14 protein-coding genes are annotated in these 16901 nt (G+C 66.1%); 9 read left to right on the top strand and 5 right to left on the bottom strand.

Annotated elements, in window-relative coordinates; genetic code table 11:
• The first annotated feature begins 84 nt into the window (after positions 1-84).
• The 5 genes from DWB23_RS10380 to DWB23_RS10360 all read left to right on the top strand — a co-directional run bounded on the left by DWB23_RS10380 (position 85) and on the right by DWB23_RS10360 (position 5232).
• The gene (locus tag DWB23_RS10380) at positions 85-495 is read left to right on the top strand and encodes an SRPBCC family protein (protein WP_121742725.1); all 411 of its coding nucleotides are present in this window, start codon (positions 85-87) and stop codon (positions 493-495) included.
• Between the two features lie 109 nt (positions 496-604).
• Complete coding sequence (locus DWB23_RS10375) at positions 605-949, top strand: winged helix-turn-helix transcriptional regulator (protein WP_121742724.1); 345 nt, start codon at positions 605-607, stop codon at positions 947-949.
• A 166-nt stretch (positions 950-1115) separates the two neighbouring features.
• A complete protein-coding gene (locus tag DWB23_RS10370; protein ID WP_238717385.1) occupies positions 1116-2243 on the top strand; it encodes a hypothetical protein in 1128 nt (375 codons plus the stop codon).
• 115 nt (positions 2244-2358) lie between these two features.
• Positions 2359-4542 carry a phosphoribosylformylglycinamidine synthase subunit PurL gene (purL, locus tag DWB23_RS10365; protein WP_121742723.1) on the top strand — a complete coding sequence of 728 codons (2184 nt, stop codon included), beginning with the start codon at positions 2359-2361 and terminating at the stop codon, positions 4540-4542.
• A gap of 96 nt (positions 4543-4638) precedes the next feature.
• The gene (locus DWB23_RS10360; RefSeq protein WP_121742722.1) at positions 4639-5232 is read left to right on the top strand and encodes a HalX domain-containing protein; all 594 of its coding nucleotides are present in this window, start codon (positions 4639-4641) and stop codon (positions 5230-5232) included.
• Positions 5233-5277: 45 nt separating this feature from the next.
• Here the strand turns inward: DWB23_RS10360 and DWB23_RS10355 are convergent, their stop codons facing one another.
• Positions 5278-7167, bottom strand: coding sequence for a sensor histidine kinase (locus tag DWB23_RS10355; protein ID WP_121742721.1), 1890 nt, complete (start codon positions 7165-7167; stop codon positions 5278-5280).
• A gap of 288 nt (positions 7168-7455) precedes the next feature.
• Positions 7456-8505, bottom strand: a complete 1050-nt coding sequence (locus DWB23_RS10350; protein WP_121742720.1) for an ornithine cyclodeaminase family protein — start codon at positions 8503-8505, stop codon at positions 7456-7458.
• 128 nt (positions 8506-8633) lie between these two features.
• Between DWB23_RS10350 and DWB23_RS10345 the strand changes: the two genes are divergently transcribed.
• The 3 genes from DWB23_RS10345 to DWB23_RS10335 all read left to right on the top strand — a co-directional run bounded on the left by DWB23_RS10345 (position 8634) and on the right by DWB23_RS10335 (position 12334).
• Positions 8634-9764: an NAD(P)/FAD-dependent oxidoreductase gene (locus DWB23_RS10345; RefSeq protein WP_338067809.1), complete on the top strand. Its 1131-nt coding sequence runs from the start codon at positions 8634-8636 to the stop codon at positions 9762-9764.
• A gap of 111 nt (positions 9765-9875) precedes the next feature.
• Positions 9876-11051, top strand: coding sequence for an NAD(P)/FAD-dependent oxidoreductase (locus tag DWB23_RS10340; RefSeq protein WP_121742719.1), 1176 nt, complete (start codon positions 9876-9878; stop codon positions 11049-11051).
• Between the two features lie 65 nt (positions 11052-11116).
• Positions 11117-12334, top strand: coding sequence for a cation:proton antiporter domain-containing protein (locus DWB23_RS10335; protein WP_121742718.1), 1218 nt, complete (start codon positions 11117-11119; stop codon positions 12332-12334).
• An 82-nt stretch (positions 12335-12416) separates the two neighbouring features.
• On the opposite strand, the gene DWB23_RS10330 is transcribed toward DWB23_RS10335, so the two are convergent.
• Positions 12417-13664, bottom strand: a complete 1248-nt coding sequence (locus DWB23_RS10330; protein WP_121742717.1) for a GNAT family N-acetyltransferase — start codon at positions 13662-13664, stop codon at positions 12417-12419.
• Positions 13665-13955: 291 nt separating this feature from the next.
• Between DWB23_RS10330 and DWB23_RS10325 the strand changes: the two genes are divergently transcribed.
• A complete protein-coding gene (locus tag DWB23_RS10325) occupies positions 13956-14378 on the top strand; it encodes a hypothetical protein (RefSeq protein ID WP_121742716.1) in 423 nt (140 codons plus the stop codon).
• Positions 14379-14387: 9 nt separating this feature from the next.
• On the opposite strand, the gene DWB23_RS10320 is transcribed toward DWB23_RS10325, so the two are convergent.
• Both DWB23_RS10320 and DWB23_RS10315 read right to left on the bottom strand, forming a co-directional pair.
• Positions 14388-15140 carry a mechanosensitive ion channel family protein gene (locus DWB23_RS10320; protein WP_121742715.1) on the bottom strand — a complete coding sequence of 251 codons (753 nt, stop codon included), beginning with the start codon at positions 15138-15140 and terminating at the stop codon, positions 14388-14390.
• Positions 15141-15740: 600 nt separating this feature from the next.
• Positions 15741-16901, bottom strand: a complete 1161-nt coding sequence (locus DWB23_RS10315) for a pyridoxal phosphate-dependent aminotransferase (protein ID WP_121742714.1) — start codon at positions 16899-16901, stop codon at positions 15741-15743.

Raw genomic sequence — 16901 nt, 5'->3', positions numbered from 1 at the left:
CGGTTACGGGAGTCGGTTTTCCCTTCCGCGGTCGAACCGGGCCGTTGCAAACTTCCATAGCCCATGCCGCCGTTATCAGTACCCATGACTCGTCTTCAGCGGACGCGAACGCCGGACGGTCGCCGACTCGAGGTCTCACACGTCCTGTCCGTCCCTGCGGCCGACGCGTGGGAGGTGCTCGTCGACACCGCTCGATGGCCCGAGTGGTCGCCGCTCGTAAACGGCGTCGAGTCCACCGACCGACGGATTCGAACCGGGACGACGGGTCGGGTGCGAGTGTCCGGCGTCTGGGTTCCGTTTCGGATCACCGACTGTTCGGACTACCGGTGGAGTTGGCGAATCTCGAGGGTGCCGGTGGCATCCCACCGGGTCGACGACCTGCGGGAGGGACGGTGTCGAATCGCCTTCGAACTCCCGTTGCACGCCGTCGGCTCCGTGCCGGTCTGTTTGCGCGCGCTCGAGCGACTCGAGGAACTGCTGGTCGCCGAGGAATGAGCGCGAGAGCCGTACCGAGCGGCGTACCGTCGGTGCAACTAACGTTATGTTAGCTGGTTCGAACCCGAACTGCTAAAGCCGCTCGCGACGTAGCCGCGGATCAACCACGATGTCATCTCCACGGACGAAGTCCCGCGAGGACCCCGTCGACGCCTGCCCCGTTATCGAATCGCTCGAGCAGATCGGCTCCCAGTGGCGACTCGCCGTTCTCCACGAACTGCTTACGGGCGAGCAGCGCTTCAACGAACTCAAGCGCTCGACCGGCGCGAACGCGCGCACCCTCTCGCGCGTGCTCGACGACCTCGGCGAGATGGGGTTCGTCGAACGCCGTCTCGAGGAAGACGCCCCGATCGCGACCTACTACAGTTTGACCGACAAAGGCGAGTCGCTCGAGCCGGTGTTCGACGAGATCGAGTGTTGGGCCGGCTCGTGGCTCGACGGGTTCGAGAACTGACTCGACGGCATCGCTCATTCGAGTGATTCGCCGGGATAACACTTCTCGGCCAGTGCAACGGGCCGCATCGTCAGCCCACAGCGCAGAGTACTGTTGTATCGTGTCGGTAATTCAAGATCTATGTTTGTACCAGTACACATTTACTTACTGACCGCTTATCTGTCGTATGTCCGACCGTCGCCCGGATGATCGAGGAAGTGCCGCACTTTCTCGGCGCACCTTCGTCGCCGGAGGGTTGCTCGTCGGTGTCGGCGGTGCGATGATGCTGGGTGACTCGTATGCGTTTTCTCAGACGGTGGCAAGCCGCGTGACGAATGTGGCAACGGCAGAGGACGAGTCGGCACTGCTCGGAGTGAGCCCCGTTTCGTCGGTTGAGGCCGGCGGCGGTGAGACCCCGCTCGTTACGGTGACGAACAACACGGCCACCGTCCTGACGGTTTCGACCGCGCTCGCGGACTCCTCGCAGGGATCGGTCACTCCGGCGAGTAGCTCGCTCGAGAGCGGTGCTTCCAACACGGTCTCGGTTTCGGTTGCGGGCGGGAGTGCGACCGGGACGAACGCGCTCTCGTTCGGGATTACGGCGACCGATGGCGAGGGGATTTCGATATCGATGACCCGTTCGGTCGACATCGTAAAACCAGCGTCCCTGGTTCGATCGATCAGGGACCAATCGCGGAACAACAACGCCGAATATCAGGTCACCTATCAGGTGTCCGGAGTCGATACGTTCGACAGCATCACCGTGACGTTCGAAAACCTCGACCTCGGCTGGGTCGGGGACGTGACGAAATCATGGACCGACACCGAGGGGGTGATCACGTATTCTCGGGGCGGCGCTGCGAACAGCGAGTACCTGATCACCTTCGACGTGTACGACGCGAGCGGTTCGATCGTGCTCTCGGAGTCGGTGACCGACATCGCGGACGGCGACGAACCGCCGGGGAATCAACAGCCGACCGACCCGGACGGGCCACGACTCGAGTCGTTCACCGTCACCGACGAGACGTTGCACAACAATACGGACTACACGGTTACGTACGAACTCTCCAACCCCGATCGATTCGAGGAGGTCCGCGTGACGTTCGAGAACACCGAACCGAACAAAAGCTGGGCGACGAGGACCGAAACGGCCGGCGCGTTCACGACGGGATCGGTTACGTACGAACAGGGCGGAACGGAGGGCGATACGTACGAAATCACCGTCGACGTCGTGAACACGAGCGGGATCGTCGTCGATTCAGGCACGGTTACACACGTTGCAGGGTCGGACGGGACGGTCTCGTTTCCGGAGTGAGTCGTATCGGTTCGGTTCAGGTGCGACGGTACGACGCATCCGACGGCTACTCAAAAATACACACGAACGTGCACATAGAAACCCCTTTACTACCCGACTTCCATCACCGACATGAATGAGTCTTGCCGATTCGGACCGCGAACTCGTCGTCGAAGAACTGGGGCGAGAGCCGTCCCCGGCCGAGGCGGCGCTGTTCGAGAACCTCTGGAGCGAACACTGCGCGTACCGCTCCTCGAGACCGCTGCTCTCGGCCTTCGAAAGCGAGGACGAGCAGGTCGTCATCGGGCCGGGTGACGACGCCGCAGTCGTCGCGTTGCCCGAGAGCGAAGACGACGAGACGGGCGAGGACGGGGCGAGCACGTACATTACGATGGGGATCGAGAGCCACAACCACCCCTCCTACGTGGATCCCTTCGACGGAGCCGCGACGGGCGTCGGGGGAATCGTTCGGGACACCCTCTCGATGGGCGCGTACCCGATCGCGCTAGCGGACTCGCTGTACTTCGGCGAGTTCGACGACGAGCACTCGAAGTACCTCTTCGAGGGCGTCGTCGAGGGGATCAGCCACTACGGTAACTGTATCGGCGTCCCCACGGTCGCAGGGAGCGTCGACTTCCACCCCGACTACGAGGGGAATCCGTTGGTCAACGTCGCCTGCGTCGGCCTGACCGACGAGGAACGGCTCGTCACGGCCGTCGCACAGGAAGCCGGCAACAAGCTGGTGCTCGTCGGCAACGGAACCGGTCGCGACGGACTGGGCGGCGCGAGCTTCGCCAGCGAGGATCTGGCCGAAGACGCCGAAACCGAAGACCGACCCGCGGTTCAGGTCGGCGACCCGTACGCCGAGAAGCTGCTCATCGAGGCCAACGAGGAACTCGTCGCGGAGGGACTCATCGAGTCCGCCCGCGACCTCGGAGCCGCGGGCCTCGGTGGTGCCTCGAGCGAACTGGTCGCCAAAGGCGGTCTCGGCGCACACATCGAACTCGAGCGGGTCCACCAGCGCGAGCCGAACATGAACGCCCTCGAGATCCTGCTGGCCGAGTCCCAGGAGCGGATGTGTTACGAGGTCGAACCGGAGAACGTCGAGCGCGTGCGCGAGATCGCCGAGCGGTTCGATCTGGGCTGTTCGGTTATCGGCGAAGTCACGGCGGGGAACTACACCTGTACGTTTAACGGGGAGACCGTCGTCGACGTCGACGCCTTCTTCCTCGGGGAGGGCGCGCCGATGAACGACCTCGCGAGCGAGGCACCGACCCAGCCCGGCACCGACCTTCCCGACGTCGGTCTCGAGGCGGCGTTCGACGCCGTGGTCTCGAGTCCGAACACCGCCTCGAAGCGGTGGGTCTACCGGCAGTACGACCACGAGGTCGGCGTGCGAACGAGCGTCGGACCGGGCGACGACGCCGCGATTATTGCGGTTCGCGAAGCGAACCAGGGGCTCGCGATCTCCGCCGGCGCGGCACCGAACTGGACGGCTGCCGCGCCCTACGAAGGTGCGCGGGCGATCGCCCTCGAGAACGCGACGAACATCGCGGCCAAGGGAGCGACGCCGCTCGCCGCCGTCGACTGTCTCAACGGCGGCAACCCGGAGAAGCCGGAGGTCTACGGCGGCTTCAAAGGAATCGTCGACGGCCTCGCGGATATGTGTGAAACGCTGTCGGCTCCGGTCGTCGGCGGGAACGTCTCGCTGTACAACGACTCCGTCGCCGGCCCGATTCCGCCGACGCCGACGCTCGCGATGGTCGGATCGAAAGACGGCTACGACGCGCCGTCGTTGTCGGTCGAGTCCGACGGCACACTGTTGCTGGTCGGCGACGTGGGGCTCGAGGACGACGAGCTCCGCCTCGGCGGCTCCGAGTACCTCGCTCGCTCCGGTGGCAGCGATCGGTTCCCGGCCCTGCCGAACGAACCCGCTGCCGTCGTCAAGGCGCTCGCCGGCGTCGCGAACGCGGAGTCGACGCTCGCAGTTCACGACGTTAGCCACGGGGGTCTCGCCGTCGCCCTCGCCGAGATGGTTACCGACGACGCCGGACTCGACGTTTCGATTCCGGTCTCCGAATCGGAACGCGAGACGGCCGCTGCAGCCGCGCTCTTCCACGAACAGCCGGGTAGAGCGCTGATCCAGACCGAGTCGCCGGCGGCCGTCGTCGAGGCGTTCGACGGCGTCGCTCCGGTCGTCGAACTCGGCGCGGCGACCGCGGACGGGACCCTCGAGATCGGAATCGGCGATCGGACGATCGCGACCGACGCGGCTGGGATTCGAGAGCGACGCGCGACGATCGAGCGCGAACTCGAGTGAGGCCGCGCCTCGGGACGTGAATGCTGCCCGGTATCTTGATATACTCCCAGTACAACTCCTATCACGAACCGACCGATTCGGAGGATATACCGTTCGATGGCCACTGACACACCGCTGGTCCTGATCGTCGAAGACGAGTCGGATCTCGCGAACCTGTACGCCGCCTGGCTCGAGGGAACCTGTGACGTCGAGACGGCGTACGATGGCGAGAAGGCACTCGAGAATATCGACGACGCGGTCGACGTCGTCCTCCTCGATCGTCGGATGCCGGGGCTGTCCGGCGACACCGTTCTGCCGACCATTCGAGACCGGGAACTCGATTGCCGAGTCGCGATGGTAACCGCCGTCGACCCCGATTTCGATATCGTCGAGATGGGGTTCGACGACTACCTCGTCAAACCCATCTCGAAGGACGAACTGGTCCGGGTCGTCGACCAGTTGCTGTTGCGCTCGAGCTACAACGAGCAACTCCAGGAGTTCTTCGCACTCGCTTCGAAGAAAGCCCTGCTGGATGCCGAGAAGACCGAAGCCGAACGCAAGTCCAGCGAGGAGTACGCCCGATTGCGGGACCGACTCGCGGTACTCCGCGTCCAGGTCGACGAAACGATGGAGGAACTGCTCGCACGGGACGGATACCGACAGCTCTGTCGGGATATCACCAGAAATTCGATTCTTCAGGAATCCGATTGAGTACGCACCTAGCTGCGGGTGGAGCGGAACCGTTCAACGGCGATACTAGGGCCGTCTCTCGAGCGTCATCACGTTGCGAATTTCGAGACGTGTGCCGCCGTTTGCGCCCGTCTCGATCGTCAGCGTCCAGTCGTGGGCTTCGGCGATCGCCCTGACGAGTGCGAGGCCCAGGCCGTCGATGCTCGTGTTGGCAGTGAGCGCGGGAGCATCGGCATCGACCGTCGGGTCGAGGACCTGCTTTCGCGCCGTCGGCGGAATCTCGGCGGCGTCGTCCAGCATGAAAAAGCCTCGAGCGCGATCGGTTTCGTCGACGCCGACGAGTCCGACCTGAATCGTCACGTCGCCGTCGGAGCGGGCCATCGCGTCCTCGAACGCCGTTTCGAGGAGGTGGACGAACCGATCGGCGTCGGCTCGAAGCGTCGCCGGCTGCTCGACGATGACGCGGTCCGCATCGAGCGGTGACTGCTCGAGGGCCTCCTCGATCGCTGACTCGAGCTGAACCCGGCTCCGAGTGCCGACGGTCGACGCGTTCCGTGCGAACTCGCGGACGTCGTCGACGAGTTGCTCGGCCCGATCGAGCGTTTCCTCGACCGAATCCTCGGCGAGCGGGAATTCCCACTCGTCGGCCGCGTCCCCGTCACCGTCGAGCGCGTTCGCGACCGTCGATAGCTGCTGTTTCAGGTCGCTCGAGAGGATCTCGGCGATCGACTCGAGGCGCTCGGTCTGGCGCTCGAGTTCGGCGGAGCGGTCCCGGAGCACCTGCTCGCGATCGGCTCGGTCGAGGGCCGCCCGGGTGTTCTCGACGAGCGTCGAAATGAGATCGACATCGGTCTCGTCGAAGCGGTGGGGCTCGAGCGAGCCGGTCATGAGAACGCCGTGGGTTCCGATCGGGGCGATGATCTCCGAGCGGATCGGCGAGTCGGGATTATAGAGGTCTTCGACCGTCTCCAGATCGTCGAATCGTTCGACGACGCCGGATTCGAAGGTATCCCAGATGAGCCCCTCTCCGGGATAAAACCGCGGCAGGCCGCCGAACTCGTCGTGAGCGCCGGCGGTCCCGGCAACGGGATCGAGGTAGCCGTGTTCTTCCTCTAACAGCCAGACGCCGCTGAGTGGCAGATCGAGGAGGTCGCTGCCGGCGTGAACGGCGATCGCACAGATCTCCGCCGGGTCGTCGGACTCGAGCAACCATCGGGTGACCTCGTGGAGCGACGTAACGACGCGTTCGTACTCGTGCCGGTCGGTGACATCCCGGATGACGCCGGCGACGGTCGCGAGGTCGTCTTCGATCGGTACGAACCGGACCTCGCCGATGTGATCGGTCCCGTCGGCAGCGGTAAACGGCACCTCGAGCTGTCGCTTGGTCGCGCTTCCGACATCGATGTCGGTGATCGCTCGACCGATCTCGACGGCGTGGTCGTCGGAGATCCCCGCGTTCTGAGTAAGCGTTTCGACGTGTTCGCCGATGAGACCCGACCGATCGATGCCGAGGGTCTTTTCGAGCGCGTTGTTGACGGTAACGATCTCCCGGTTTCGATCGAGGGTGACGACGGCGTCGTGGACCGCCTCGACGACGGCGGCGTGCTGGGCGAGCGTGGTCTCCTGTGACTTCCGCCCGGTGACGTCGCGCATGTACACCGAGAGACCGGTTTCGGAGGGGTACGCGCGGGCCTCGAACCACGTTTCTAACCGCGCGTGGTAGATCTCGAAGGAGACCGGGACCTGCTCGTCCATCGCCCGGTGGAACCCGTCGGGGAACTGGGTTTCGACGGTCTGGGGGAACTCGTCCCACATGACTCGACCGATGAGGTCCTCGCGGGAGCGTTTCAACAAGGTTTCGGCGCGCGCGTTGAGATAGGTAAACCGGAAATCCGTATCGAGCGCGAAAAAGGCGTCGGTGACCCGATCGAGGATCGGGAGGGATCGCAGCGTCACGGCTCGTTGCCCCCGTCGCCCAACGCCGTTGTAACGTCCCGGGGCCGGATACCACCGGCTCGCGCTATCGTTGTGTTCATCGACAGATGGTCAGTGCCTACTTTGCGGAGTGCCTATTTCAGCTTCGTGGCCGAGGTTGGCACTGTGAAGGGGTACCACATATCGATAGTAGCCACTGAACGTCGATGCGCACCCGATCGCACAGTCCGCGGTTCTCGCTCACTCCGTTCGCTCCGAACCGCGCTCGCTCCGAACCGCTCCCCTCGTGCGATCGGTGTGTGAATCGTTTCAGTCGTTGCCATACAGCGGAGCCGTCGTACCGAGCGAGCGCTCTACAGCCCGGTCGAAGACGAACTCGGCGGTCGCGGCGTCCAGCACCGCCGACCCAACGCTCTCGAGAACGATGATCTCGTCCCCCGAAACCCGCCCGTCGTCGCCGGCCAGCACGTCCCCGAGCGAGCGGATCTCGAGGTCGTCGTGTTCGCACAGGTCGCCGGTCTCGCCGGCTTCGTCCGGGACGTCGGCGACGATACGAGACGCGCGCTCGACGGTCGTGGCGTCCAGTTCGCGCATTGCCGGCGTGTACGCGCCGACGGCGATCACGAGCGCGCCCGCCTCGAGCGCCTCGCCCGGAAACACCGGCTCGGTACTCGTCGTCGCCGTAACGACGATCGACGCGTCCGCGACGGCCGCGCGCGGACTCGAGACCGCCGCCACGGACGCGCCGAGCTCCGACTCGAGGTCCCGGGCGCACTCGTCGCGGGAGTCGCTGGGCGAGTAGATGCGGATCGACTCGAGTCGGTCGACGCCGACCGCAGCGGCGATCGCTCGGGTCTGCCACCGGGCCTGTGCGCCCGCGCCGATGACGGCGAGCTCGAGGGGCGCGCGGAGCGACGATCCGCGGTCAGTCGAGCGGGGAACCCGCGAGACGCCGCCGGTCGCGAGTTCGCGGGCGGCGAGGCCGCCGATACAGCCGGTTCGGGCGTTGGTGATCCGATCGCCCGCGAGGTAGCCGACCGGCTGGCCGGTCTCGGCGTCGGTGAGCGTGATATGTGCGGTGACGGTCGGAAGCCCGCGCTCGGGATTGTCCTCACAGACGGCCACGAGTTTCGTCGCGGCGTAGCTCGCGCCGTGGATGTACGCCGGCATACAGAGTCCGGTACCCGTCGGCTCCCCGGGCGCGTCGGGATCGGTTCCCGCTCCGATGGGGTAGTGAGGTCGCTCCGGTCGTTCGACCGCTCCCGACCGCTGCTTGTCGAACGCCTCGGCGACGACCGGCAGCAACGTCTCGAGATCGAGCACGGACGCGATATCCTCGTCGGCGAGCACGCGAACCATACGGACACATCGTCGGTCGATCACTTCAGTGGTGACGGTGGTGCCGCTCGTCGATCGCTCCGGACGGTATGCGAGTCGATCGGACCGGTCACGACCCGCGAACCGGACCGATGGGAGAGTGTTTGGTGATGGGCGTGGTAGCACTACGCATGGATATCGTCATCGTTGGTGGCGGGATCATCGGCACGGCGATCGCCGCACGTCTCGGCGAGACCGAGCACGACGTCACCCTTCTCGAGCGCGCACGGATCGGGGACGAAACGACGGCGGCCTCCGCGGGCGTGTTGATGCAGTCCGGAATCGCGCCGACGTCGTTCGACGCGCGATTCAGGAAACGATCGGAATCCGCCTACCGCCGACTGTTCGACCGCGGACCGCTCGAGGCGGACCGGATCGGGACGCTCTACGTCGCCGAAACGACCGCGTTCGCGGACCGACTCGAGGAATCCGCGGCGACCCTTCGGGAACACGGGGTCGAAGCGTCGTTTCTGGTCGCGGCGGAGCTCCCGCAACTCGGCGTCGAGCCGGACGGGGCCGTGGGCGGGCTCTACACGCCGAACGACCGGGTTTGCGACCCGACGGCGGTCGCGACCTGGTTTGCGGCGTGCGCTCGGCGCGGCGGCGTCGACGTGCGAACCGGGGTGACGGTAACCGGCGTCAGTACGCGCGAGCGCGACGGAACCGCCTCCGTCTCCGCCGTCGAAACCGACGAAGGGACACTACCGGCGGATCGGGTCGTCAACGCGACCGGTCCGTGGGCTCCGGAGTTGAACGAGACGGTCGGCGTCTCCCTCCCGCTCAGCCACACGCTGGGGCCGATGGTCGCGCTCGAGGGATCCGACCCCGTCGCGTGCCCGATGACGATCTTCGAGTCCAAGCGCTACGTTCGTCCCGCAGGAGCCGACGGAACCGGAGCGTGGGTCGGCGAGTACCGAACGGAGTACGTCGCGGGGCAACGCTACGCGCCGAGCGAGTGCTCCGTTCCGACGGAGTTCCGCGAGACGGCGACTCGCGTCGGAACACGCGTTCCCGCCCTCGAGGGCGCGACGGTCGTCGACGAGTGGGTCGGACTCAGAACGGTCACGCCGGACGGTCGGCCGATCGTCGGCGAGACGAGCGTCGGTGGGTACGTCGTCGCGTGCGGAATGACCGGGCAGGGTGTCACGCTCGCGCCGGCCGTCGCGGACGTCGTCGCCGGCGTGCTCGAGGGATCCGGCGACGACGATGCTCGAACGGTTCTCTCGCCCGATCGCTTCTAACGGCCCCCGGCCGTCACTGCCGGCGTCGGTCGTGTGACGACCACCCGAGAGCGATAGCCGGTTTCGCCGTCCGGACGAACCCTTATCCCGAGTACTGTGGTACGCTATCGTATGACCGTTATCGTGATCGGCGGCGGCATCGTCGGCCTGGCGAGCGCGTACGAACTCGCCGCTCGCGATATCGATGTCGTCGTCTGCGAGCAGGGGTCGATCGGTAACGGCAGCACCGAGCGGGCCGCGGGCGGGATCCGTGCGCAGTTCTCGACGCCGGTCAACGTCGACCTCTCCCTCGCGAGCATGCGCACCTGGGAGGCCTTCGAGGAGCGCTTTGGAACCGATATCGACTACCGGCGGACGGGGTATCTCTTTCTCGCCCGGAGCGAGGACACGGCCGAACGGCTCGAGACGACGGTCGCTATGCAGAACGAACGCGGCGTCCCGAGCGAGGTTCTCGAGCCCGAAACGGCACACGCGCGCTGTCCGGGGATCGACCCCGAGCGGTTCGTCGCAGCGACGTACTCGCCGACGGACGGCTTCGCCGACCCGCACCTTGCGTTGCAGGGGTACGCGCGGGCGGCGGCCGATGCGGGCGTCGACGTGCGGACGAAGACGCCGGTTGTAGACGTGCTTCGGGAGCGTTCCGTTGCCAACGGCAGCGATGACGACGGCCGAGTGACCGGTGTCGAGACGCCCGACGGCCGACTCGAGGCCGAGTTCGTCGTCAACGCGGCGGGGCCGTGGGCGGGCGAAATCGCAGCCACGGCAGACGTCCCGCTGCCGATCGCTCCGAAACGCCGCCAGATCGCCATCGTCGAACCGGAACGACCGGCGCCCGAGACCGACCCGTTCGCGATCGACCTCGAGGGCGGTTCGTACTTTCGGCCGGACCGGGACGGCGACGCCCTGGTCGGCGGTCACTTCGGCGAGTCGAACCCTGACGCCGATCCCGACGCCTACGCGCGCTCGATGGACTTCGAGTGGGCCGTCGACGCCCTCGAGTCGGTCTCCGAGTGGGCGACCTATTTCGGACCCGAATCGGCCATCAAGCGCGGCTGGGCGGGGCTCTACGCGGTGACGCCGGACGACAGCGCGATCGTCGAGGAGACGGTCCCCGGCTTCGTTACCGCGGCCGGCTTCTCGGGCCACGGCTTTCAGCACGCGCCCGCGACGGGGAAACTCGTCGCCGAACTGGTCACCGAGGGCGAGGCGTCGCTGGTCGACATCGAGTCGCTCTCGAGCGATCGGTTCGACCGGAGCGTCGAACGGGCGGAGCGAAACGTCGTCTGAAACGCGGCCCGTCGCTGCATTTTCATGGTGAACCGACTTCGGTATCGGCCGCCCCAGTGTACGGGATGGGACCGCTGGACGTCGCGCTGGCGCTGCTCGGTGGGTTGCTCCTCGTCTTGAACCTCTCGAGCAGCCTCCTGACCGAGCGCGTCCCGATACTCTCCCAACCGTTCATCGCGACCGCGTTCGGCGTCGCCGTCGGCCCCGCGGGGCTCGGCCTCCTGACGCTCTCGACGTGGGGCGATCCGATCGTGATCCTCGAGCACGTCGCGCGAGTGACCGTCGGCTTCGCCGTCGTCGGGATCGCGTTGCGGATCCCGCTCGGCTACGTCCGCGACCGGGCCGGCACGCTCGCCGTCGTCCTCGGTCCGGGAATGCTCGCGATGTGGGGCGCGAGCGCCGCAATCGTCGCGCTCTTCCTCGACGTTCGGATCTGGACGGCGTTGCTGATCGGCGCGATCGTCACGCCGACGGACCCGGTGATCGCCAACACCATCGTTACCGGCTCGTTCGCGGAAGAACGGATCCCTGAACGGATCAGACGAGTGCTGTCGGCCGAAGCCGGTGCAAACGACGGACTCGCGTACCCGATCGTCATGCTCGCTATTCTCGCGCTACAGACTCCGCTCGAGGGAGCGCTCACGCGGTGGCTCGTCGATGCCGTACTGGTCGGTGTCGTCGTCGCCGTCGTCTTCGGGGCGGTCAGCGGAGCGGCCATCGGCTACCTAGAGCGGGAAGCCGAGCGCCACGGATTCCTCGACGAGCCGTCGGTGCTGACGGTGACGGTGGCGTTGACCGTGACGGTGCTCGGTGTCGGCGCGATCCTCGGGACGAGCGACGTCCTCGCCGCGTTCGTCGCGGGGTTGCTCTACAACCACTTCGCGAATCCTCGAGACGAAGCCGTCGAGAGCGAGGTTCAGGACGCGATCAAACGGCTGCTGACGATTCCGGCGTTCGTCGTCTTCGGCGCTGCGCTCCCGTGGACCGACTGGTTCGCACTCGGCGCCGGCGGACTCACGGTCGCAGTCGCGATCCTTCTCTTCCGGCGGCTCCCCGCGTGGCTCGTCCTGGGACGGTTCGTCCGACCGCTTCGGAGCCGAAGCGACGCGCTGTTCGCCGGCTGGTTCGGCCCGATCGGCGTCGCGGCGCTCCTGTACGCGACGGTCTCCGTTCGCGAGACCGGCTCCGACATCGGCTGGGTTGTCGCCAGCCTGGTGATCGCGGCGTCGATCGTCGCCCACGGCGCGACCGCGACGCCGCTGACGAACGTCTACGGGCGATAGCGACTCGCTCGAGGAGCGGGATTCGAGCGGAAATCTCCGAAACGGCGGGCAAGCGTCGCCAGTGCATCGCTTCGAGCGGGCGTCAGAACCGATCGCCGAGATAGACGCCGGTCTCCGGAAAGAGCCTCGAGAGCGTCTCGATCGCGTCCGAACCCGTCGTCTCGAGCCCGCCCGTTCGCTCGAGCGTTGCCGCCGACCGCGCGCCGACGACGAGTTGCGAGAGCGCGCCGATCTCGAGGGTGACGTCGGGTGTCGCGTCGCCAGTGAGGCGCTCGCAGGTGACTCGGTCGTCCGAAACCGCGAGTCGGAACGCGCCGTCGTTCCACTCGGCGAGCGGATCCTCGACGGCGATCGTCAGGCTCGCCTCGAGATCCGGATACGAAAGCGCGGACAGCGTCTCGGCCACGTCGACGACGCGGACCATCGGTCCGTCCGCGACCGCGGTGTCGATCTCGTCGGGATCTCGAGCGATGTCTCGAAGCGGGACGTCGGCGGGCACGCGAAGACGAACGCGCTGGACCTGCGACGCGTGTCTGTGACAGAACGAGAGCAGCGCCAGGAGCGCGTCGTGATCCGTAGCCGCCAGTTCGGAGACGTCCATCGTTCGATCGCCCGCCTCGCCGTCGATCGTGTAGACGAGATAGCCCCGCGCCCGCCCGTCGCGCTCGTACGCGTACACGAACGGGTCGCGGTCGTGACCTTCGAACACGCGGTGGCGCCACCACTCCTCGTCGCGCTCGAGGGCGAGGCCGTACCGGTTGACGTGGGCCGCGTAGACCGGCTCGAGCGCCTCGTACTCGTCGGCCTCGAGTCGGCGGAAGGATCCCAGTTCGGTTTCGCCGGCACCAGCGCTGCCGGGTGCGTCCGCCGCCTCGGTCGCGAACGACAGCACCGTCGGCTCGCACTCGTGGGTGACGATCCGGTTGCACGTGTCCCAGCCGTACCGTCGGTAGAACCGGTACCGGAACGGCCACAGCACCGAGAACCGGACGTCTTGGTCGCGGTACTCCGCGAGGGAGCGGGCGAGCAGTTGCCTGACGTAGCCGCCGTGACGGTACTCGGGCGGCGTCGCAACCGACGCGAGTCCGGCGGTCCGAAGGGCGTCGCCGCGAACGCGAGCCTCGAGCCAGTAGTGTCGACAGACACAGCGCGGGTCCGCGTCGTCGGCAGCGCCGGACGCGTACAGGCCGCGCCGGGAGCCGAGGGTGTCCCGCGGCAGTTCGTGTTCGTCGGGGTCGTACGCCGGCAGCCCGTTCTCCGGCGTGAACGCGTAGCTGCAGTACTCGTAGAAGAGGTCCCGCTCGTCCGGGATGGGACGGTAGTACGCCATACGAACGAGAGCGTGGGCGACCGAGAAAACTGTTCGTCATCGTGGGGCGGTGGCGGACTACTCGCGATGGGGTTTCGACGGGAAAACCGAGCGCGAACTCGAGGGGCGAACCGATCGAGAAACGAGACGTTCCGAATTGAGAATAGGTCCATCGTCTGGAACGATGTCGTTCCAAAGACATATTACTCCCGTCGCCAGACCAGTGCCAAGCGCTACGGCAGCCGCCCGACGGATCGCCCTCATCGATTCCCGCTCCGTGCGCGCAAACGGACCGAACACGACCTGTTACCCATGGATTCACTATCCCGACTCTGGAAGCGATACGTCGCTCGCACCCCCGACCCGGACGTCTACCACGTCTACGCATCGTTCCCCTCCCGGCCGTCCGACGGCCCGTCGCTCGGCGCACTCCGCGATCGGATCGACGACCTCGAATACGCCTGCGAGGGTCGAATCGACGTCACCGTTACGAGGAAACGGCTGGTTGTCACGACGGATACCGTCGCGTGCGATCAGTTCGATCGAACCGCGTTCGAGCGATTCGTCGACGGGATCGAGAGCTTGTACGGAGACGTCTATAACGTGGTACACTACACCAAGTCGCGACGGTGTCGTCGCGGACGCAAAAAATCTCACGTCGTCGTCCCGGTCAGATCCCTCTTTCCGAAACCGGCCGATCCGCAGGCGGCGGAACGGCCCGTCTCAAGGAACTGACCTCGCCGATCAGTCGTCGTCCGCGCCGGGACTCGGTCCGGCACCTGGTTCCCGCTGGTCGGACTGGGACAGCGACGGCGTGCGACCCGCCCACTGTCCGATGTTCTCCGAGACGTAATCGCGAGCGCCGAGGCCGAACGCGACGCCGACTCCGATCGCGACGGCGGCGGCGACGCCCCACGAGAGCGCGCGGGCGAACACGTACAGGATACTGACGTCGATCCCCATCGTGTCGAGGCCGATCACGATCGCGGTGAAGTACAGGAAGACCCTGACGCCGCTGGCGAACATCGTCGTAAACCCGCTTTCCGTCGCCACCTGCGTCCGTTCGATGATGTCGCCGATGAAATCGGCAACCACGAACCCGACGACGATGACGCCGATTCCGGCGATGAGCAGCGGCAAGTACGTGACCGCGGTGGCGACCAGCGCGGACAACTCCGGAATGGCGAGCACGTTCGACGCTGCGAGGATCGCGATCGCGTAGACGAACCACTTCGCGAGCGTGCCGAACGCGTGCGAGACCGCGCTCTCGGTCCCGCCGAGCATCCGCCCGAGGGGAGTCTCGAGGACCATCCGATCGAGCTCGATACCGTCGGCGATCCGCATGACGACGCCGGCCACGACGCGGCCGACGATCCATCCGATGAGGAGGATGAGTAAGGCGCCGATCAACCGGGGCACGAACGCCACCATGTTGGCGACGGTGTCCTGGAGAAACTGTGGAAGCTGTCCCTGCTGCAGCGGTAGTTGTTGTACCATCGTCTCGAGCGAGGCTCGGAACGCGCTTTGTAATGGCGTCGGTACAAATATCGTCCGAAATCCGACCGTTCGGGTCCGGGAGTGACAGATCCGTGGAACCGTCTTTTACTGCGATTTGCAGGAAAACCGAACCGTAGCGCGCGAGAAAATACCGACGGACGAGTTCGACGTCTGAGTACACGTTTTCGGGAGAGACCGCTCCGCGGCCGTCGATAACAGACGATTGGTTAGTGAATCGATCCCGTGAGTCGTCCCGACTGTAGCGTTCACGGATCGACAGGGCACCGATCCCCGTGAAACTGTCTTCGGGCTATCAGTGTCTATCGTCTGATATCTGATCGCAGGACGTGTACGCAGAGCGTCCGAGTCGCTTCGGCGGTTCCCTCGTTCACAGTTGCCGGTCACGCTCCGACGGCGAAAGGCGATGACGTTGCTCGACGATAGTCGCTCCGAGAGCCGTCTCCGCCGTCGAACTCCCGGATCTGAGTCAGTCGGTAAAGACCTGTCGCAAGTAATCACGTGTTACGTCGAACGACCCGCCTTCGGGTCTCGAGCAACCGTCCCGACCCGCTCGAGGCGGGAGGAATCGCCGGGCGCGAGTCAGGCGTGATTCTCGACGAACGACTCGATCCGGGCCAGCGCCTTCCGGAGGTCCTCGAGTCCGGTCGCGTACGAGATCCGAAGGTGACCCTCGCCGCCCGCGCCGAAGACGTCGCCGGGGACGACCGCGACGCCCTCTTCGCGGAGGACGCCCTCGGCGAACTCCTCGGCGGTGAAGCCGTCGGGCACTTCGGGGAAACAGTAAAACGCCCCTCGGGCCTCGAACACGTCCATCCCGATCTCGCGGAACCGCGAGAGGACGAACTGTCGGCGGCGGTCGTACTGGTCCACCATCTCGCGGACGTCGTTGTCACAGGAGTCGAGCGCCTCGAGGGCGGCGTACTGGGCCGTCGTCGGCGCGGACAACATCGTGTACTGGTGGACCTTGTTCATCGCGCCGATGGCCGCCGCCGGGCCGAGCGCGTAGCCCAGCCGAAGCCCGGTCATCGCGTGGGCTTTCGAGAAGCCGTTGAAGACGATGGTGCGTTCGCGCATGCCTTCGAGGCTCGCGATGGAGGTGTGCTCGTTGTGATCGTACGTGAGTTCGGCGTAGATCTCGTCGGAGAGGACCGACAGATCGTGCTCGCGGACGAACTCGGCGATCGGCTCGAGGTCCGATTCGGTCATGATCGCTCCCGTCGGATTGTTGGGGTAACAGAGCACGAGCACGTCGGCCTCGTCGGCGCCGGCCTCCTCGAGGCCCGCCGCGGTGAGTCGGAACTCGTCTTCTTCCGTCGTCGGAACCGGACAGACCTCGCCGCCGGCGAAGATCACGCCCGGTTCGTAGGAGATGTACGACGGCTGGGCGATCGCGACCGTGTCGCCGGGATCGACGAACGCCCGGAACGCCAGATCGACCGCCTCGCTCGCGCCCGCGGTGACGATGATCTCCTCCTCGGGATCGTAGCCCAACTCGAACCGGTCGGCGACGTAGTCGGCGATCGCCTCCCGAAGTTCACGCTTGCCGCGGTTCGCGGTGTAGGAGGTCTTTCCCTGCTCCAGGGAGGTGATCGCGGCGTCGCGGGCCGCCCACGGCGTCGCGAAGTCGGGTTCACCCACGCCCAGCGAGATCACGTCGTCGCGTTCTTCGGCGATTTCGAAAAAGCGCCGGATTCCCGACGGGGGAACCGTCTGGACGCGATCTGAGAGTTCGAACGTCAT

This window comes from Natronorubrum halophilum (genome assembly GCF_003670115.1).
GTDB lineage: Archaea > Halobacteriota > Halobacteria > Halobacteriales > Natrialbaceae > Natronorubrum > Natronorubrum halophilum.
The sequence above is the reverse complement of the archived record's forward strand: the minus strand, read 5'-3'. Positions and strand labels throughout refer to the sequence as shown.